Source organism: Vibrio sp. Y10_XG_PY6 (assembly GCF_024181795.1).
GTDB lineage: Bacteria > Pseudomonadota > Gammaproteobacteria > Enterobacterales > Vibrionaceae > Vibrio > Vibrio diabolicus.
Window position 1 is genome coordinate 1,838,608 of sequence record NZ_JAMZAQ010000001.1, and the last position, 20,513, is coordinate 1,859,120.

General features: G+C 45.9%; 15 protein-coding genes. 9 read left to right on the top strand and 6 right to left on the bottom strand.

Annotated elements, in window-relative coordinates; all coding sequences use genetic code 11:
* Nucleotides 1–10 precede the first annotated feature (10 nt).
* The 3 genes from cydB (at nucleotide 11) to NL644_RS08010 (ending at nucleotide 1,576) form a co-directional block, all read left to right on the top strand.
* A complete protein-coding gene (cydB, locus tag NL644_RS08005) occupies nucleotides 11–1,009 on the top strand; it encodes a cytochrome d ubiquinol oxidase subunit II (RefSeq protein WP_253658278.1) in 999 nt (332 codons plus the stop codon).
* A complete protein-coding gene (locus NL644_RS23095) occupies nucleotides 1,009–1,107 on the top strand; it encodes a DUF2474 family protein (protein ID WP_080955913.1) in 99 nt (32 codons plus the stop codon). The genes cydB and NL644_RS23095 overlap by 1 nt, the downstream gene beginning before the upstream one ends.
* A 76-nt stretch (nucleotides 1,108–1,183) precedes the next feature.
* Nucleotides 1,184–1,576, top strand: a complete 393-nt coding sequence (locus NL644_RS08010; protein ID WP_253658279.1) for a cystatin — start codon at nucleotides 1,184–1,186, stop codon at nucleotides 1,574–1,576.
* A 59-nt stretch (nucleotides 1,577–1,635) separates the two neighbouring features.
* On the opposite strand, the gene lhgO is transcribed toward NL644_RS08010, so the two are convergent.
* From lhgO to NL644_RS08025, 3 genes are all read right to left on the bottom strand, one after another.
* Nucleotides 1,636–2,862 (bottom strand): L-2-hydroxyglutarate oxidase, encoded by a 1,227-nt coding sequence (lhgO, locus tag NL644_RS08015; protein WP_164665364.1) that lies wholly within the window; start codon nucleotides 2,860–2,862, stop codon nucleotides 1,636–1,638.
* 8 nt (nucleotides 2,863–2,870) lie between these two features.
* Entirely contained in the window at nucleotides 2,871–4,994 is a 2,124-nt protein-coding gene (locus NL644_RS08020; protein ID WP_253658280.1) for a TRAP transporter permease, read from the bottom strand.
* Between the two features lie 88 nt (nucleotides 4,995–5,082).
* Nucleotides 5,083–6,093: a TAXI family TRAP transporter solute-binding subunit gene (locus NL644_RS08025; protein ID WP_253658281.1), complete on the bottom strand. Its 1,011-nt coding sequence runs from the start codon at nucleotides 6,091–6,093 to the stop codon at nucleotides 5,083–5,085.
* 836 nt (nucleotides 6,094–6,929) lie between these two features.
* On the opposite strand from NL644_RS08025, the gene brnQ reads away from it, so the two are divergent.
* Both brnQ and NL644_RS08035 read left to right on the top strand, forming a co-directional pair.
* On the top strand, nucleotides 6,930–8,240 hold the full coding sequence (brnQ, locus tag NL644_RS08030; RefSeq protein ID WP_104970290.1) for a branched-chain amino acid transport system II carrier protein: 1,311 nt from the start codon (nucleotides 6,930–6,932) through the stop codon (nucleotides 8,238–8,240).
* 103 nt (nucleotides 8,241–8,343) lie between these two features.
* Nucleotides 8,344–9,552, top strand: a complete 1,209-nt coding sequence (locus tag NL644_RS08035) for a diguanylate cyclase (protein WP_253658282.1) — start codon at nucleotides 8,344–8,346, stop codon at nucleotides 9,550–9,552.
* Between the two features lie 45 nt (nucleotides 9,553–9,597).
* On the opposite strand, the gene NL644_RS08040 is transcribed toward NL644_RS08035, so the two are convergent.
* Nucleotides 9,598–10,947, bottom strand: coding sequence for a sigma-54 dependent transcriptional regulator (locus NL644_RS08040; protein ID WP_253658283.1), 1,350 nt, complete (start codon nucleotides 10,945–10,947; stop codon nucleotides 9,598–9,600).
* A gap of 169 nt (nucleotides 10,948–11,116) precedes the next feature.
* Here NL644_RS08040 and NL644_RS08045 point away from each other — a divergent pair, with 169 nt between their 5' ends.
* The 3 genes from NL644_RS08045 (at nucleotide 11,117) to NL644_RS08055 (ending at nucleotide 16,119) form a co-directional block, all read left to right on the top strand.
* A complete protein-coding gene (locus NL644_RS08045; protein ID WP_253658284.1) occupies nucleotides 11,117–13,195 on the top strand; it encodes an ATP-binding protein in 2,079 nt (692 codons plus the stop codon).
* A 213-nt stretch (nucleotides 13,196–13,408) separates the two neighbouring features.
* Nucleotides 13,409–14,536, top strand: a complete 1,128-nt coding sequence (locus NL644_RS08050; protein ID WP_006741246.1) for a conjugal transfer protein TraF — start codon at nucleotides 13,409–13,411, stop codon at nucleotides 14,534–14,536.
* Between the two features lie 191 nt (nucleotides 14,537–14,727).
* Nucleotides 14,728–16,119 carry a glycoside hydrolase family 1 protein gene (locus NL644_RS08055; RefSeq protein WP_253658285.1) on the top strand — a complete coding sequence of 464 codons (1,392 nt, stop codon included), beginning with the start codon at nucleotides 14,728–14,730 and terminating at the stop codon, nucleotides 16,117–16,119.
* A gap of 99 nt (nucleotides 16,120–16,218) precedes the next feature.
* Here the strand turns inward: NL644_RS08055 and NL644_RS08060 are convergent, their stop codons facing one another.
* Nucleotides 16,219–18,255: a PhoX family phosphatase gene (locus NL644_RS08060; RefSeq protein ID WP_253658286.1), complete on the bottom strand. Its 2,037-nt coding sequence runs from the start codon at nucleotides 18,253–18,255 to the stop codon at nucleotides 16,219–16,221.
* A gap of 266 nt (nucleotides 18,256–18,521) precedes the next feature.
* Between NL644_RS08060 and NL644_RS08065 the strand changes: the two genes are divergently transcribed.
* Nucleotides 18,522–18,860, top strand: coding sequence for a YggL family protein (locus NL644_RS08065; protein WP_005393599.1), 339 nt, complete (start codon nucleotides 18,522–18,524; stop codon nucleotides 18,858–18,860).
* A 632-nt stretch (nucleotides 18,861–19,492) separates the two neighbouring features.
* On the opposite strand, the gene NL644_RS08070 is transcribed toward NL644_RS08065, so the two are convergent.
* On the bottom strand, nucleotides 19,493–20,359 hold the full coding sequence (locus tag NL644_RS08070; RefSeq protein ID WP_046873893.1) for a helix-turn-helix domain-containing protein: 867 nt from the start codon (nucleotides 20,357–20,359) through the stop codon (nucleotides 19,493–19,495).
* Nucleotides 20,360–20,513 lie beyond the last annotated feature (154 nt).

A 20,513-nucleotide genomic window follows, 5' to 3' on the forward strand; every position in this document is an offset into this window, starting at 1 on the left:
GAGCTAACTCATGGATTACGCATTAATTTGGTACGCTTTGATTGGGCTCGCCGTTCTGATTTATGTCGTGTTAGATGGCTTTGATCTCGGTATTGGTATCCTATTCCTCAGCGCTAATGACGATGAAGAGCGCGACATGATGATGAACAGCATCGCTCCTGTTTGGGATGGTAATGAAACTTGGCTAGTTCTTGGCGGTGGTGGGCTTTTTGCCGTGTTCCCCCTCGCCTACGCGGTCATTATGCCAGCACTCTATGCTCCCCTGATTTTAATGCTGCTCGGGTTAATTCTGCGCGGGGTTTCTTTTGAGTATCGCTTCCGAACACAACGCGGAAAGTTTTTATGGGATAGCGCTTTTTTCATTGGTTCACTCACCGCGGCATTGATGCAAGGCATTATGCTTGGAACCCTGCTCCAAGGTATAGAAGTTAGTGAACGAGCATACGTAGGTGGATGGTTTGATTGGCTTTCGCCATTTAGCGTATTTTGTGGCTTGGCGCTTGTTTGTGCTTATATTCTGCTTGGTTCATGCTGGTTATTAATCAAGCTTCCAGAAGAGCTGATGGGGCGTTACTACGTGGTCGCGCGACGATGGGGGCTAGCAATGGTAGCCTGTATATTCATCGCCAGTTTGTGGCTGCCATTGAGCCAACATATCGTATTTGAACGTTGGTTCTCATTACCAAACTCGCTACTGTTTTTCATTTTACCAATTATTGCAGCGGCACTTATTTGGCAGCTATTCAAAGCCTTACTCGACCACAAAGCCGTCCGAGCCTACGTTCTTGCGATCGGCCTGTTTCTTGTTTCCGCGATGGGTTTCGGTGTCAGTACATTTCCTTACTTGGTTCCATTCGCACTCACTTATCAAGACGTCGCCGCGCCAGATAAAAGTTTGGCATTTTTACTTGCCGGTGCGGTGGTATTACTTCCTCTGATCATAGCCTACACGGCTTATTCGTATTGGGTTTTCCGCGGTAAGATGAAACGTGGAGAGGGATATCACTAATGAAACTAAAACCTATTTTATGGTTCATTGGCATTTGGCTGGCAAGCGTGGTCGCCTTGTTTATCGTCAGTTCGCTGATACGAGCTGCGATATTGTAGGCCAAGAGTCTACTGCACCACATCTGAAGCCATTGAGGTCTATACTCAAGCAAGAGTAAAGCAACGGAGTGTTTTTATGACCTTAAAGCAGATTCTGACAACTTTGATTCCTTTGACAGGTCTACTGTTTTCACCAAATGCATTGGCCGTAGACAAGCAGATGTCATCCGCCATGAAAAGTAAAATGCGGTCTATTTGCTCCACAACAGACGATCAGGGCCATTGGCAAGTTGCTCAAGCTACTCCTGACGCTAGACGCTCACTCAACATGGTGCTTTATCAAATGAATGCCGATGATAAGTTGAAAGCGATTCATGAAGTGAGAACGAAAATGGTCGGCGGAACCCATTATGCATTTGAGTTCGAGTTGCAAGATGGCCAAGTCTGGAATGCGATTGTTTTACACAGCGCTCGTGGCGATTACATGATCGAAAGACACGCCAAGAAAGGTGAACTTTGCCCTAAATAAGGCGAGTCATAAAACCTCGCTTCAAATATAGCAAAGGCGACAGTTACGTCGCCTTTGTTTTATACCGTTTTCGCCTCTATCTTTTCATTCACTTTATCGCAAATGTACTCCCCAATGGGCATTGCCGATGTCGCTGCGGGAGAGGGGGCGTTGCAAACATGCAAGCTTCTTGCGCTCTCTGCAAACAAGAAGTCATGAACCAAAGTGCCATCGGATAACACTGCTTGCGCACGAATACCCGCAGGATATGGTTTGAGATCTTCCACCTTGATGCTTGGGCAGTATTTGTTGACCAACTTGAGATAGCCCGGCTTCCACCAAGAGTTCTTAAACTCATCCAGTCCGGTTTTTAGATGCTTTTGTGTCACTTTCCAGAAACCGGAGAAGCTGAGCATTTGCATGGTATCTTGCAAGCTAAAGTTGACCTTATCGTACCCTTCTCGCTTCCAGCCTTGCACCGCATTTGGACCAACAGTCACACTGCCATCAATCATGCGAGTTAGGTGGACGCCCAAGAATGGCAAATCAGGGTCTGGAATTGGATAAATAAGATGATTCACCACTTGGTCGTGTTTGCTATCTAAGCGGTAGTATTCACCGCGATAAGGGATGATCTGAAAGTCAGTTGGAATACCCATCATCTTAGTCATGCGATCCGCCATCAAGCCGCTGCAAGTAACCAAGAACTTGGTATTAAGCTGCATCGTTTGACCGTCTGAAATGCAGGTCAGTTGAACTTCTTCATCCTTCTCTTCGGCAGCCACCACTTTGGTTCTCAGGCTGATTTGACCGCCGAGCTTTTTAAACTCTTCCGCCATCTGCTCTGTGACCAAACGATAATCGACAATACTGGTGGTTTTGACATAAATCGCACCCAAGCCTGTGATGTTTGGTTCAGCCAGCTTGAGTTGGACTTCATCGAGTAGCTTTACGTCGATGCCGTTGACATGGCAGCGCTCATAGAGGGCATTCATGCGTTCGACTTCTTGCTCGTTGGTCGCAACCAGTAACTTGCCACAGTTCTCCACCGGAATATCGTGCTCGGCGCAGAACGAAATGGTTCGCTCTACTCCACGCTTACAAAAATCCGCCTTTAAGCTGCCCGGTGCGTAGTACACCCCGGCATGAATCACGCCGCTATTGTGTCCGGTTTGGTGCTTGGCAAAACCGGACTCTTTCTCAACCAATAAAATGGATTTGTCTGGGTGACGTTGCTGCAGTTGCCATGCTGTCGACACACCAACGATACCGCCACCAACAATGATGTAGTCATAGACTGATTTCATACGACCTCTTATAAAACCGATAGTTGAGATTGTTGCAATTTGAACTTGCGACCACTGTAAATGAACACCGCGACAAATACCGCGCAGCTTGCCACACGAACCAACATTGGGATGTCGTGCCAAACCAGCAATGTACCCACCACTACCAACAAGAGCCGCGTCAGAATGTTTAGAGGACCTTCCAAGTAGCCTTCAATCGCACCAATCAATGCATAAGTACCGATGATGGCGAAGAAGCCCACGGTAATTACCGACGTTACATCCCAACTGACTAAGCCTGTGTAAGCAATCAACAACGGTACAAGATACAAACCTTTGGCGATTTTCCACGCCATTAAACCGGTGCGCATTGGCGGTGTTTTAGCAATGGTCGCTGCTGCAAAAGCGGTCAAACACACTGGTGGTGTTACGTTACTGTCTTGCGATAGCCAGAAGATGATGAGATGAGCAGCCAGCAGTGCTAAACCTACCGCTTCCATACCCAAACTTTGCTCTAGTAGGGTTTCCATAAAATCCGCAGGTACTAGCGCCACCATTTCTTTCGCCGTTTCCAACGCCATTGGTGCATTAAGCAGTTCCAGCTTTTCTGGCGCTGCCAACATAAAGATCGCTTTTGCTTGCTCTGGCAATTGACCTGACACCATCAATTCAAGCAATTGGTTTTCCGCAATCAACTTGTAAAGCGCAGGGGCAGACAATGTGCCCAATACAATATACGCCGCTGTCACGGGTAAGCCCATACCCAAAACAAGAGAAGCGAGCGCAATCAGAACGATCATGATGAACAAGTCACCATTCGCCCAACCGTCGATCATCAATGAGAAGGTGTTGCCGATGCCTGTTGTACTGATCACGTTGATCACCAAACCAATACCCACCAGCAATACGGCGGTTGTCGCCATGTTTTTCGCACCTTGTGAAAGTGCTTCGATGATCGCTTTTGGTCCCATCTTATGATCTTTCGAGAACCAAGAAGCCACCACTACTGAAATGATCGACAAGCCAGCAGCGTAAGTCGGTGTAAAGCCTTGAACCAACAAAGTAACCAATACCGCCAGCGGGATAAGGTTGTGCCAACCGCTGATCAACACTTTCAGTAGAGATTCATCGCTAGTCGTGATTTTTTGAACGCCGCTGCGTTTGGCTTCAATACGCACAAAGAACGCCACAGACAAGAAATAGATAAGAGCAGGAATGAAAGAAACGGCAATAATATCAACATAAGGAATTTGCGTGTAAGACGCCATGATGAAAGCGCCCGCGCCCATTACTGGTGGCATCAACTGACCACCTGTCGACGCTGCAGCTTCAACCCCCGCCGCAAAGCGTGAAGGGAAACCTGCTTTTTGCATCAAAGGAATACTGATAACACCGGTGGAAACCGTATTTGCCACACTTGAGCCAGATACTGAGCCCATCAAACCGGAGCCAATCACCGCAATAAAACCGGGACCGCCGATGATTTTGCCTGCCGCAGCTCGTGCCACATTGATGATGTAATCACCGATACCAGAACGCACAAGAAACGCACCAAACAGAATGAACATGAATACGAAAGTCCAGCTGATGCGCGAGATAGAGCCAAACATGCCCTCAGAAGAATAGAAGCTGCGGTAGAGCAAGGTCTCCATGCTCAACCCCGGGAAGTGGAAAATACCTGTCGCCCACTTACCCCAAAGCACAACGTAACTCAGACACACCACAATCAGCACTGGAATAAACCAGCCCATGGTGCGTCGAATCAGCTCGATAACAATCAGAATTGCCATGATGGCGAAGACCCAATCGCTGGTCACAAACTTCACGCCACGCTCATACAGCGCGTCTTCGGCATAGGGAATATAGAGCAAACACGCGACCGCCCCCATAGCAATTAACACATCAATACCGAGTGCAATCTTACTCTGCTTGAGAGAGATATGAGCCGGATACCAAAGCGCACAAATCACCGCAAAGCCAGCAAAGTGGGTCGCGGAAATCCATAACTCTGGTAACGTCGATAAGGTGTTAAACCAAATGTGCAAAGCAGACAATACCACGCCAAACACTGTAATTGTGGTGGTTACCCACGGAAAGTCAGTGCGCGTGGGCAGCTCAAACTTCTGCAATTCCTTTTCTATTGAGTCGCTCATCTCATACTCCAAGCTCTGGCGGCTTTTTCCATCTTAGAAATCGGTAGGGATAAAATGCCCCGAGCCAAAACTCGGGGCGAAGTAGGCGTTATTTCGCCATTAGATCTGATGGGATTTCGATGCCCATTTCTTTGTAGTAACGCGCCGCACCCGGGTGAAGAGGCACTGGCAAGCCAGCAATCGCTTTCTCAATCGCCATTGCTTTTGTTGCTTTGTGGATGCCTTGTAGGAAAGGCAAGTTCTCGTAGATCGCTTTGGTTAGCTGGTAAACGTCTTCTTCCGAGATATCTTCACGAACTGCCAAGAAGTTTGGCTGTGCAATGGTGGTGATTGGCTTATCTAGACCCGGATACGTGTTCGCAGGAATTTCGTACTTCGTCCATAGGTTGTAGTTACCGTTCGCCTCTTTGATTTGTTCGTCAGTAAACGAAAGAATCGAAATGTCTTTACCCAACGCAGCAAAAGCTTGAGTAACCGCACCAACAGGTACACCCGCAGGCGTGTTCATGCCGTCAATGGTGCCGTTTTGAAGTGCGCTCGCACTGCCGCCGTAGCCCATGTAAGCAAGATTGAATTTATCAGGGTCTACCTTCAGACCTTTCATGATTTGACGACCCGAGTTCTCAGTACCAGAGTTCTTCTTACCGATAGAGAATTTCTTACCGTCTAGATTGTTCAGATCAGTCACTGTGCCCGTTTTTGCTAAGTTAGAGCGAACAATAAAGTGCTCAACGTTTTGCCACAGCATAGAGACTGAACGCAGTTGTTCTTGACGACCGCTCTTCTCATAAGGACCTTCACCAGACCAAGCCCAAGCACCGTAAAGACCTTGTAGGATCGCGAACTGTGCTTCGTTCTCGTTCAGCAATTTGACGTTTTCACCAGAGCCAGCAGAGCTGATTGCAGAAAGGGAGAAGTGGTGCTTTGGTGCCAATTTCACTTTGCTTAACGTCGCCAGTGCTACGCCCACAGGGTAGTAAGTACCACCTGTCGATGCCGTTGCAAGAATGTAGCTACGATCCTCTGCCGCAGCGTTAGCAGCAATACCAAAAGAAGTTACAGCGACAGCCAAAGCTTTTACCAGCTTGTTCATTTTCATTATTACTCTCCGTGTAGTCGTTTCACGATTGGGGGTTTACATCATGTTAAATCTTTATTAACAACACATTCCCTAGAGCAATTGAAATGCCAACTTTTAACCCTTTGTATTTATTGAACTAAGCGCTGAAAGACATCAAAAATGAGCAAAATTCTGCTGATTTGATAGCAAAGTAATGAGCAAAATCTTGCTCATTGAAGAGAAGAAGGTTGCACGACTAGATCGCAAAAGGTTAATAAAATGTGATCAACACAAAACAAATGCCCGATTGGCTAATAAGCAATATTTTGCCGATGCAATTTTGGATTGAACTGCAACTAATGAGCGTCTTAACAATAAGAAGAAAAAGCGCATCATTCTAAACTGCTCACTTTATCAGCGGAGGTTTATAGCCTAAACGACTACAAATAGCACAAAAATACAGCAAAACAGGCCATGTTACAGAAATGAAAAGTCATTTATTCTAATTTTGAATTTAAAAACCAGTTCGATCCACCAGTTCAGAAACAAACATTGACCGTATCAACTTATTTTCTACTTCGGGGTTGTGCCAATAGCCCTATGTTCGTTAGGGTAACAACACACCAAGGCAAACGTATTCCTTGGTATTTTTTCGTCATTAAGGATCACCCATGTCAGCAACTGCGCAATTACAATTCGCTTTAAAACGCCCATCTGGCGTTGCTGCTGCGATCCTCCTGCTCTCTCTGAAACTGATTCAGAGCTGACAGGCTATATCTAAACTTTCTGTCAGCTTGAGAAGAAGCTGACGGGAACACCACATACTCCTCCCATTCCTTTCAGTTTCTTCCAAGCGAAACATAAGAGGAATAACAATGTTAAGCGCACGCAATATCGCCGCTTTGGGCTTCATGACTTTCGCCATGTACTTAGGCGCAGGTAACCTGATCTTCCCTCCATTTTTGGGTTATCAAGCAGGTGAAAACTTTCTGAGCGGGATGTCTGGCTTCCTCTTAACAGGCGTAGGTCTGCCTGCAATGGCGCTGGTGATGGTCGCTATCGTAAACGGTTCAGACAAATTAACCGCCGCCCTACCTAAACCTTTGGCGACCAGTTTTTGGGTGATGGTATTTATCGTGATTGGCCCTGCATTCGTGATTCCGCGCGCAATTACCGTGGCTTACCAATTCAGCTTTGCGCCAATGTTTGGTGATGCAGCTTTGGTGCCTTTCACTATTGCCTTCTGTGCTATCACCATTCTATTTGCCCTATATCCGGGTAAGTTGGTCGACAACCTAGGCAAGATCTTAACGCCTGCATTGATGGCTATCTTAATCATCATGTCTGTGACTGCTTTGGTTTCTCCTGCAGGCGAGCTAACTGCCGCAACGGGACCATACGTATCTGGTGCATTTGCTGAAGGCTTGACTCAAGGCTACATGACAATGGACGCGCTAGGCTCTATCGGTTTTGGTTGGATTATTTTCCGTGCGATTCGCAGCATGGGTGTGGATTGCCCGAAAGCCACCGCAAAATACACGCTAATCGCAGCTTTGATGTACGCGGTTGCCATGGCATTTGTTTACATCTCATTGGCTTACATTGGTTCGACGAGCTCGTACTTGGGTTCTGAGTTCAGCAATGGTGGCGACATCTTAACGGCATTCACCTTCAGCCACTTCGGCGCATTTGGTTCACTATTACTTGGTGCCGTGATGGTATTGGCGTGTTTGACTACTGCTATCGGCGTAACCACCGCAGGCAGTGAGTTCTACGACAACACTTTCAGCAAAGTGAACTACAAAGGCTGCGTTATCACGACCATGGTATTGGCAGGTTTGATCGCCAACGTAGGTCTGGAGCAACTATTGGCTATCACATTGCCAGCGGTTGTGGCGCTTCACCCAGTAGCAATTGCGTTGATGATCATGGCACCAGTGCGCAACAAGATGTCGCAAATCATGGTCGTCGCGACGGCGTTCACTGCTCTAACGTTTGGTTGTGTTGATGCGCTGCACATCCTAGGTTACATGCCAGATTCCACCGATGAGTGGATGGGTAATTACATGCCTCTGTACAATGACTTTGCTAGCTGGATTATGCCTAGCGTATTTATGATGATTGTTGGTCTGCTGTTTACGACGAAAACCAACCAAACCGAACAATTCGAGCTGGTAAATGAATAGCCGTTTAACATAAGACATCACTCAATAAGTAAGTTAATATGTAGTTCGCTTATTGATATCAGGCAAAGGAGTTGCCTGAACTATGGATTGATGTGGAGCGCTTATGGACAATCAGTATTTAGACATCAGAACGCTCAACTTTATCGTTATTCTGTTCTCTTGCATTTACTCAATCAGTCTACTTTGTTACCAATACACACAGAAAAAAATCAAAGGCTTAAAGACTTTTTCTCTCTCGCTGTTATTTATTGGTTTTGGGCCTTTTTTACTGGGATTTAGAGGCTCCGCACCAGATTGGCTTACCATCGTCATAGCTAATACGCTCATATTAATCGGCTTCTTGCTTACGCTTTACAGCGTAAGCATTTTTCGTCAATTCCCTCTAAAACTGGCCCACTCACTCGCTTTTTTAACGCCCATTTTCAGCGGTTCGTTCTATTATTTCACCTTCCATGACCATTCAATTAAAAGCCGTATCATTTACTTAAGTGTTTATATCTGCATCGTTACGTTTTTTAGTGGGATCGCCATGCTGAAAGGCACCAAGCAAGACCAAAAACTCCCAACCATAGTGATGGCGTGCTCCTTCTTTTGCTTCAGTATTTTTATGGGCTTCAGAGCACTTTGGAGCGCTTTCGCCAATGAAGTGCCAAATTTTATGACCGCAGGTTTTATCCACCAGATGACGTTTTTACTTAGCATCTGTCTGATTGTCGCTATGAGCTTTAGCATGTTGTGGCTAATTAATGGCCGCTTGATACAGTCAATCAATGATCTCTCACATTTAGACGCTCTCACAGGGCTTCATAATCGTCGCGCGATGGAAGAAATTGTTCCAAACCTTGTTAATCAAGCGCACAAACGGAAGCAATCAATAAGCATCATCATGACCGACATGGACGAGTTCAAAGCGATTAATGATCACTACGGCCATACGGTAGGCGATTCCGTCATGGCTACGATTGCCGCTATCTTTAAGAAACACCTCCCAGAGTCAGCTTGCACAGTACGATTTGGTGGTGATGAGTTCATGATTGTTTTACTTGAAAAAGCACACCGAGCCAAAATTGTTGCCGAGCAAATTCGCCTAGCGGTAGAAACAGAAGCCTCACTGCAGTCATTCGAAAATGAGATCACCATGAGCTTTGGAATCAGTGAGTTATCTGAGGGACAATCGCTTCACGAGGTCGTTGCTGAAGCAGACGAAGCGCTGTATAGCTCTAAACATACGGGCAGAAACCAAGTCACCTTGTTTGGAGAGGGGGAAGGCCTAACTTATAAGTTTGTCCCGACTCCCTCGAAAAGCGCATAATCATATTTGTGACGCCCATAGCGGTAAATCAGCTTAAAAATTGCATTAAGTATACTCAGAGCGATTTAAACCAAACTTTTGCATCTTTTGATTCAAAGTTCGACGAGGTAAATCCAATTCCTGCATCACCTCGTTAATGCGTCCGTGATGCCTGACCAATGAATCATGCAGCACCTTACGCTCAAAATTATGTAATTGAATAACCAGAGGAACACCCACTTGCGTCTCCTCCGTGGTTGACGAAGGACGGCTAGAGAGAATTTCCATCACAGATACCGTTTCATCCAAAGCAAAACGCATAGCCACGTTTCGCAGCTCTCGAACATTCCCAGGCCAAGCGTAGGAAAGCACTGCGTTTCTGTCGGCATCACTCAATGGTCGGGTTTCAGGGTTAGTTTGCAAGGTGAAGTGCTCAAACAAAATCAGTGAATCTTCTTCTCGCTCACGTAATGGTGGCAAATAGATCTGCGCCACATTGAGTCGATAATACAAATCTTGACGAAACTCATCATGATCATTGAGATCTTCTTTCGCCGCCGCGATCACTCGTAAATCAACGCCGATCTGCTGATTCCCCCCCACTCTTTCAACGGTATGCTCTTGAAGCGCTCGCAGCACTTTCACCTGCATCGACAACGGCATGCTTTCTATCTCGTCAAAAAACAACGTGCCTTTATCGGCGTATTCCAACTTGCCGATGCGTCGTTTGTTTGCACCAGTGAACGCCCCAGCTTCGTGACCAAACAACTCACTCTCGAAAAGGTGTTCTGGAATCGCACCACAGTTTATCGGCACAAAGTGATGAGGTTTTCTTTGGCTTTCATTATGTAAACTGGTCGCCACCAGCTCTTTACCACAACCTGTTTCGCCGTAAATGATCACGTTAGTATCGATTTTCGCCAATTTCGCAACTTGCTCGCGTAATTGCTGCATCACTCGACTTTGACCAATGAGCACCTCTTCTAAACCACTCACGCTAGCTAGATACTCTTGGCGGTGAAGCGTCGATGTTTGCGCGCGATGGCTCTCGACCGCATCTGTCACACGTTGAGACAAACGCTCCGGCTGGAAAGGTTTTTCAATAAAATCAAACGCGCCGTTTTGTAGCGCATTCACCGCCATATCCACATCACCATGACCAGTAATTAGTATCATTGGTGTTGGAATGTGGTTCGCAATAAGGCTCTCTAAAATCGAAATTCCATCAGTATCTGGCAAACGAACATCACTAACTATCGCATCAAACTCTTGGTTCAGAATGGCGGTTTTGCCTTCCTCCCCCGAGCTAAAAGCTATGACGTCAAACCCCGCCAATTGCAGCCATTGGCTTGTTGCTTGACGAACGATATCATCATCTTCAATTAGGGCGATACGCGGAATGTCGTCAAAAGTCATGAGTTACTGCCTGAACGGTGATAGAAGTCTTTGCTAAAGTTAGCAAAAACCATGCTATAGAAAAGGAGCTAGATCCCACTTCTTAATCACAATTCTTTAACATCCAATCAGTTAAGCGCACTCTTTCACTATCAACTACGATAACTATGTTCAGCCAAACGGAGCTCGTATGCAGCGCACTAAGAATGGGAAAATGTGGCTAACCGCCGTATTGATCAGTGCGCTGGTGATCTTTTTCTACGGTGCTAGCCGAGAGGTGGCCCATCAATGGCTGAGCGTCCAAACTCAACAAGAAGCACAACAGAAACTCCTCGACTACATTGGTGAAGTCCGCCGAGCATTAAAACGTTTCTATCACCTTCCCTATCTCGTCACGAATAACCCAGAAACAATTGCGTTTGTGAAAGGCAATTTAAACTACTATGAGCCACTTCAAGCACAACTGACACAGCTCGATAAAGCCGCGAATACAGAGGGTTGGTTGATACTTTCAACCTCGGGAGAAGTGTTGGTATCGAGTCTGATCGATGAGCGGTTCAGCCGCTCTGACCGCCGTGCGATTGTCGAACAAATACAACGTCAGGGAGAAGGCGTCTCACTGGTGAATAAAACAAAAGGTTCTAGTCCGCTTTACTACCTCTCTGCACCAATTTTTGATGGTTTGGAGATAGCGGGCATCGTTGTTGTTCAAATCAACCTGAGTTTGCTAACGGAGCAGACCATCACCAGCCAAGACATCATCACGCTACAAAATCGCCATCAACGCTTCTTCCTCTCCAGCAGTACAAACTATAACGCCGACTGGTTTAATGAACCGAATAACCAAGTCAAAGTCGAAACTCAAACGCTGTATGACAATACGGTGATTCATTTCTGGACTCTCAATCAGCAGCGCTACTTTGCACACACAGTAAAGCTGGACGACTTAAACTGGTTTGTCAGTTACCTTATTCCGACCAAACCTGTTCAGCAAACGATTAGTGTCATTGGATGGAGCATCGCAGCGCTCCTCCTACTCCTTATCCTGTTGGTGATCATTGGTTTACAGCGTCGACAAAAGCATCTCAATCAGCAGCGTATTCAAGCCTTACTAGAAGAATCGCAACGCCGACTTAAACAGATGATCAATAAAACACATGTTGGTTTGTTGTTGATTGATGAACAAGGTCTATTGTTCGACCTCAACCCAATGGCAAAACGCCTTTTTTGTCTTCCTGAAAGTGTGAATCGTCATACCTTCGCCTGGGAATTATTTGATGCAGGTAATTCAAATTCAACCACACTCACTTTGCTTAGAGATCTGCCAAAGCATAAGGAACTGGCAGAGATTAGCGCTGTAGAAACCATGGCGCGACGCAGTGATGGCAGCGTATTTCCTGTACTATTTTCACTCACTAGCTTCCCATGGCACGGTGAGCAGTATTTTCTTGCTACCGTAATCGACATTAGCAAACGTAAAAAAGCGGAACAATCGCTGCAGCTGATTAACCAAGAGCTCGCTCAAAGGGTGGAAGAGCGAACTCAAGCTTTAAAACAAGCCCAAGAGCAATTGATTGAATCAAGCAAAATGGCAGCATTGGGCAGAATGTCGAGCGCGATTACCCACGAGTTAAACCAACCATTGACTGGCCTGCGTACCCTTTTAACCACCAACGAGTTGCTAGCAGAACGTGAACGTGGACAAACAGACATGATGAAAGCCAATAACAAGTTAATTCAAAAGTTGATTGACCGCATGGCAAGCATGACCAGTCAGCTAAAAACGTTTGCCTACAATAAACCAGAAACACTGCACGAGATATCGCTGACAAACGCTTTAGAAGAGACGCTACGCGTCTATCAATCTCAACTCGCGAAGGTAGATGTTCGGGTACGCATTCCCAACGATTTACCCAATATCATTGGTGAAGAGCAACGCCTACAACAAGTGCTCGGCAACCTAATTTCCAACGCATTAGATGCGATGAAAGAGACCCAAGATCCCCAGTTAATGATTGCCGTTACACCCACTACCGATAATGTTGAGGTCGTGGTAAGTGATAATGGGTGTGGGGTACCTTCAGACCAACTCGATACCATGTTCGAGCCTTTCCAAACCAGTAAAAAAATTGGTGAAGGACTGGGGTTAGGACTTTCCATCACCGCCAACAATATGCGAGATATGCAAGGGAAAATCAGTGCGCAGCTCAACGCTGATAAAGGCATGTCCTTCACCTTAATGTTTGAGCTCGCTCCTCATCGTAGCTAATCCAACGCCATCCACCTCTCCAGCTTTTCTCCACGCAATTAAAGAGCAATAAACCCTGATCAACTTTATAAAGCGAGTTGCCTAACCTACGCTTAACTTGATGAATCGCCACATGCTATTCATCAGCACAATTTTTGGTGGTTGACACCAAGTTTTAGCTCCCACCATCTAATTTATTGATAAGTAATTATTTAAAGTAAGAATGGATGCGTTATGAGAAAACTAACTTTAGCAGCAACAGGGGCGCTTTTTATTTTATCACCTCACGCTTTTGCAGCACCTTACGCAGCAGACGCTCGAAGTCACGGAATGGGAAATACAGGCGTCGTTTCCGCTGACTATTTAACCGCTCCTCTACACAACCCAGCCCTAGGCGCTCTCTATCGAGAAAATGACGATATCGGCCTACTCATTCCTGCTCTCGGCGTCAATATTCACGATGAGGATGAAGCTTTATCAGCCGTTGATGATGTTCAAGACCTTTACGATAGTATTCAGGGCATTCCCACACCTGCGAACGAAGCCGAACTTAATCGACTACTCGATCAATTAGATAAGAGTGCTCCAGTCGTCATTAACGGAGGTCTGAGCCTCGCGATTGCGATTCCGACACGCTACATGTCGGTAAACCTTTTTAGCGCTGGTTATGTGGAGATACTTGCGGCACCCGATATCTCAGATTCAACAAACACCGCAGATCGATACCTCAATTCTGCCGTCGACCTAGCGGCTTTCGGTAGTGCGGAATATGGCGTTGCCTTAGCTCGCGCATACACGATAGGTGGGCAGCAATTCGCATTTGGTATTACGCCCAAATACCAACAACTTAAAACCTATACGCAGCGTACAACACTAGATGACTTTGATATCGAGGATTACGACAAAAGTGAAGTATCAAAGAACACGTTCAATATGGATCTTGGGGTCGCTTGGTATCACAACGCATTTAGAGCTGGTCTCTCGTTAAAAGACGTCTTCGAGCAAGATATAGAAACAAAACTAGGCAACTATACCTACGAACTCACGCCACAAGCGACCCTTGGTATCGGCTATGTCGGGGATTATGTCGCTCTGAGCCTAGACGCCGATCTCACCAAACAAAAGCGCTTTAAAGAGCTCGACGATGACACCCAGTTTATTCGAGTTGGTATCGAGGGGAATGCTTGGGGATGGGCGCAACTCCGCGCTGGTTATGAAGTTGACCTAGAAAATAATCTCGATAACTCGGTGACAGGTGGCATTGGCATCAGTCCTTTTGATGTGATCAGTGTAGACCTAGCAGGGTCTTACGCTGGCGATAACCAGTTTGGCGCGGCGGCGAATTTAGCATTTACGTTTTGAATACGAATGCCAACCTAAATTCACTTAGGTTGGCATTGTTAACAACCATCCTATATCTCAATGTTTATCATTACTGACGTTTGGTGATGAACTGATAAAAACACGATCTCGCTACAAGTATCGAGATGTCTCCTACACTATTCTCAAGCAATAAATCCACAAACATTTCCTAGATATAAAGAGTGAGAAACATGATTAAGTTTCCAGATAATTTCCTTTGGGGTGGTGCCATTGCGGCCAACCAGGTAGAGGGGGCATACAACCTTGGGGGGAAAGGTTTATCAACATCAGATATGTTGCCAAACGGCATTCTAAGCCCGCATCAAACGCGTGAAGAACGAACGCCTGGCATCAAAGATCTTGCGATCGATTTCTACAATCGCTATCCAGAAGATATTGCCCTGTTTAAAGAGATGGGATTCACCTGCCTGCGCTTGTCCATCGCTTGGAGTCGTATTTTTCCTAATGGCGATGAGCTTGAGCCAAACGAAGAAGGACTGGCGTTTTACGACAAAATTTTTGATGAGCTAGCCAAACACGATATGCAACCATTTGTGACGCTTTCTCATTACGAGATGCCTTACGCCTTGGTTGAGAATTATGGTGGTTGGAGCGATCGTCGAGTGATCGAGTTTTTCGAGCGTTACGCTCGCACCGTGCTGGAACGCTACAAAGACAAAGTGAAGCTGTGGCTTACCTTTAACGAAATCAACATGTCACTTCATGCGCCATTTACGGGAGTGGGCTTGCAAGAAGACGCCTGTGAACAAGACATTTATCAAGCGATTCACCACCAGCTAGTCGCAAACGCGAAAGCGGTAAAACTGTGTCAGCAAATCGTACCAAACGGCAAGATTGGTAACATGCTGCTTGGCGCAATCAACTACCCATACACCTGCAACCCTGATGATGTGCTTGCTGCTATGCATGAAAACAATAAGTGGTTGTTCTTCGGTGATGTGCAGACTCGTGGTCAGTACCCAGGCTACATGAAACGTTACTTCCGTGAAAACGGCATTGAAATACAAATGGAAGCTGGCGACTTAGAAGAAATTGCATCGGCCAGTGTCGATTTTATTTCCTTCAGCTACTACGCAAGTGGCTGTGCGAGTGCCGATCCGAAACAGAAAGAAGTGGGTAACATCGTCGATAGCGTACCAAACCCATACCTTGAAAAGAGCCAATGGGGCTGGTTGATCGATCCAAAAGGCCTGCGCGTTTTGCTTAACTTCCTTCACGATCGTTACCAAAAGCCGCTATTTATCGTCGAGAATGGCTTAGGCGCTCGCGATGAATTCGATGAAAACGGGGAAATCCAAGACGATTATCGAATCTCATACCTTAATGATCATTTGGTTCAAGCACACGAAGCGATTCTTGATGGCGTTGAGTTGATGGGCTTCACCAGCTGGGGGCCAATCGACTTGGTGGCTAACTCAACAGCCGAAATGAGCAAGCGTTACGGTTATATTTATGTCGATCGTCATGATGATGGGCAAGGAACGCTAGAGCGTAAACGCAAGAAGAGCTTCTACTGGTATCAAGACGTGATTCGTACTTCAGGCGGTTCATTGAAAAGCTAAGCCTGTTGTCTGGATATAAAGTGCGACTGGGCATTCGCCTAAACAATCAAGCCCTGCATTTGCAGGGCTTGAATTTTAAGGTGTTAATGCATTTAGAGATTAAACTGCAATCTCTCCACCGTCTTCACGTCGAATGACAACCGTCGCAGCTCGTGGACGCACAGAAACACCAGCAGGCGTTTCTTCGGCGGCATCTTCACTGTATGGCCAGTTGCCTGGGTGCTGAATATTCACAAACAATGATTTGTAATCAGGGCTGATAGTAAAGCCTGTCACTTCACAACCATTTGGTCCAACAAAGAAGCGTTTAAGCTCCGCTTGGTTATCCGCACCAATCACTGCTTGGTCACCATTCTCATCTGTTAGCTTAGATGGCACAACGGCCAACATTTGATCATTAGTGTAAGACGTAACTTCATCTGCGCCGTTATCGGTCTGAATCCACAAAATACCACGGCCATCAAACGCTAATCCGTCAGGGCTAGCAAACTGGTTTAGCTCATTCAGGCCAGAACGGTTGGTATCTGCATCACCATTTGCTGGCGAACCAAAGACAAAGATATCCCAAGTAAAGTCTGTAGCTGAAGCCCCTTCATCCCAACGAATAACGTGACCAAACTTATTGTTCAAACGTGGGTTCGCAGGATTGGTTTCATCAGTACGGCGCGTATTATTCGTCAATGTTAAGTAAACCGAGCCTGTAAATGGATCAACCGTACACCACTCTGGGCGATCCATTGGAGTTGCCCCAACGAGGTCAGCCGCGCCTGCCGTATTAATGATAATTTCAGCCAATGAGTTAAAGTGATCCGCTAACGTACCACCAGATTTTGTTACGCTATCAAGCGTCAACGGTAACCAAGTACCTGTGCTGTCTTCATTGAAGCGCGCCACATACAGTGTGCCTTTGTCCATGTACTTGTCACCCATCGCCAAACGGTTATCAGGGTTAGCATCTGCTGGATCCCACGCTGCCGCAGATTCAAATTTGTATAGGTACTCAAAGCGAGAGTCGTGACCAGAGTAGAATACCACTGGTTTGCCTTCTTCAAGCTTACCAAAAGTACAGCCTTCGTGACGGAAACGACCTAGTGCAGTACGCTTCTTCGCACGCGAGTTTTGCGTGTAAGGGTCAATTTCGACGATGTAACCGTGACCATTGGCTTCATTACGGTAATCATCCATTGCACTTGCTCCTGTTGGAGCCACGTTAAAGCGAGAGAACTCATCGAGACGCTCTTCTGCATTTCCTGCAAGTGTTTCCCACAAGTAGCGTGTGCTTTGTTCATCAACACCAATGCGATCTTGTTCTTCTGTACGAGTCCCGGCGTTAACAAAGTAACCTGGCCAGTTCTCTTCACAAGTTAAGTAAGTGCCCCATGGCGTGTAGCCGTTGCCACAGTTGTTTAACGTACCACGTGCTTGGCTGCCATCTGGCGAGAAACGAGTGACGGTTAGTGACGTGTGCGCCACTGGGCCAGATAAGTCCATTGCTGTCGCACCAGTATAACGGCGGTTTAGTGGATCAGTATCGACTAGCTTCCACATGTTATTTTCAAGCTGAATACGAACCACTGACACACCGTGCGCGTTAATCTCTTTACGCACTTCATCTACAATGGTACGTACGCCATTTTCAACCGTCGGACCGTTTGGATGCAGTGCTGATGTATCAATGTACTCGTGGTTAATACATAGCAAGCCATCTGTGGTGCTATCGTTCAATGGGAAAAAATGCATGCCGTCATGGTGCATGCCTAGCGCATTTAACTGATCTGTACTGGTGTTGGTACCATCATTTTGCCATGCGCTGCCTTGTGCATTAAGTGGTGTTCCCCAAGGTACCAATACTTGTGCGGTGTAGCCTTGTGGAATTGAAACGGCGTCAGTGAGTGAGCCAGGGATAGATTCAAAGTTAAGAACGGCTTTAGATACGCCCGAGCCACTGCTTACTGTACTTCCTGAGTCAGACGAATTACAACCAGCCAATCCGAAAGCACCAAATGCGGTCATCGCACTGATGCCTAAACCACCTTTCAGAATGCTGCGTCGAGATAGGCTCGCTTCTAATACTTCTTCAAATGGTTTGTTTTCACTTTGGTTATAACGCGTCGCGTCAAAGGTTTCCTTGCTCATTTTTACTTTCCCGATCTTATAGTTTAATTAATAAATAAGTGATTAGTTGAACGGCAAGAAGTTTGGAGAAGAAAAATGACAAAAGTGCTTAAAACATATGAAACTTGTGTTTCAGCAGTGCAGCAAACTCAGCAGCGTTACCAATTGAGCAATTAAGTTTTGGTCACATAATCACCAACTGTATCGCTTCATTCTGATTTTACTTGGGCTAAAGTGTGATAGAAGGTATAAGGTGTACGAATTCAAATCATCTACGAGAGATAATCATGAAATTAGACAAGATCGATAACAAGAGCCGTCGTATCCGTAAAAAGCTGTTCTTAGGTGAGTTCGCAATCCTAGGTTTCGAGATCAGCTGTGAAACAGACATCAACGACTTCGACCGTTACGATGCATTCGTTGATGACTTTATCGACTACATTGATGGGCTTGGCCTTTGCTTCGGCGGCGGTGGTCTAGAACTGTTTGAAGGCTTCCTATGCTCTACTGACCGTTACGGCAGTGCTACTGAAGAGCAAAAAGCACAAGTTATTGCATGGTTAGAAGCACGTCCAGAAGTGAAAAGCGCAAAAGCTGGCGACTTGGTTGACGCAAACTACCTGTAAGTAGCAGAGTCATACTGACAATAATAAAAAGCTGGTCTCCGGACTGGCTTTTTTACTTTTGGAAGTGTGTGATAGTAAAAGTAGAGTTCTGGGAGGTTGTACGGAGTGAATGTGATTGTTGCGTTTTTTGAGCTGGCAATCAGCGGGAAACGGCGTTCCACTGCCAGCTCGTGCCTTTAGGTATCATTAACTATGATTTTTTAGCTGGTGCGTCTTTCGTGTCTTTCCAGTATTGAATACGCACACGATGTAGCTGAGCTCTTCTAGTCTTTTTCATAGTAAAATCCCTCATCTTATATAAGTAACGCTCCTTATGGAGCTTATTGTCTAAGGTCGAATCCCCTTCAATCTATAAGGGAACCAATTATTTAACCGTGACCAATTTCACAACATAATGATAATTACCGATTTCTTGCAGTCACCTTTGACTAGTAAACGGCGTATTATCTCTCTGACACGGTTAACTTACTCACCAGATATGACAAAAAAATGGCAATCAAGTTCCCTAGATTATCTGTCACTGAATCTTAATAATGATTCCTGAAAAATTTTGCAAGTAAGATATCAATTGCCCATCACTTTCAGCCGAGTAACTCTTTTCGCGTTCGTGATCGCAGTTGTGTGCGACCCAATTAAGGCTGGATTCGCTGCTGATATTGCTGACGGTACTCGCGTGGCGTAAGCCCTTTATACGTTTTGAAGTGACGATTAAACAGGGCTTGGTTTCGATACCCTACTCTCTCAAACACAATTCCAATCGGCAAAGGCGTTGATTGCAGCAAATCTGCGGCATGATTGATCCGCAACTTCATTAGGCGTTGGCTAAACGGCTCTTTAAAGTGCTTTTGAAACAATCTTGTGACCGCACTGTCACTCAGTGATAAATGGTTCGCCAAGTTCGCGAGCGTCACTTTGCTAGCAAAGTGCTGTTCGAGATATGCGTTGACACTTGCCACTCGTTCTCTTTCCTGTAATTCGTGTTCACTCATCGATAAGTAAGAGTGAGTCATCAGTGTTTTCGCCCCTTCATCGTGAGCAATCAAAGACAAAACATGGAGAAATCTCGAGAGTTGCTCCATTGCAGGAAACGTCATGAGCTCATGCAGAAGATCCACAACGTGCTGAGCTGTCCGCTCAGAAAACATCACACCTTTGTTGGCCGCTTTTAAAAGCGGATCAAGCTTTCTAAGCTCTGCGCAATAGAACATCAAATTGGCAATCCACTCACGCTTAAACCAAATCACATGAGTCTCGCACTTGCTTTCGACCAATGTGGAGTGAATTGAATGAGGCACACCAGGCGCTATCAATAGCATTTGGTTGTGAGTCACTTCTAATTCGTGATGACCAATATGCAAACTACCAGTGAAGTGGCGATGGATGACTAATTCAAACACATCATCGTGAAAATGGAGATCGTACTCTTTTTCTGGCTCATCAATGCGACGATAGCGCCAAGAAAAACCTGGTCTTTGTGGTACTTTTTCGATGTGTGCCATTGGCTACTCCACAAAATAGTATTGTTTCACGCTCAAATAATATCAGTATTGCCAGCTTAATCTTCATCACGCCGAAATAGTATTGATATTAAGCGGCATACTATCAACTTTGTGTCGTCACGCTCCTTATTGTTGCCTTGAAAGACAAGATAAC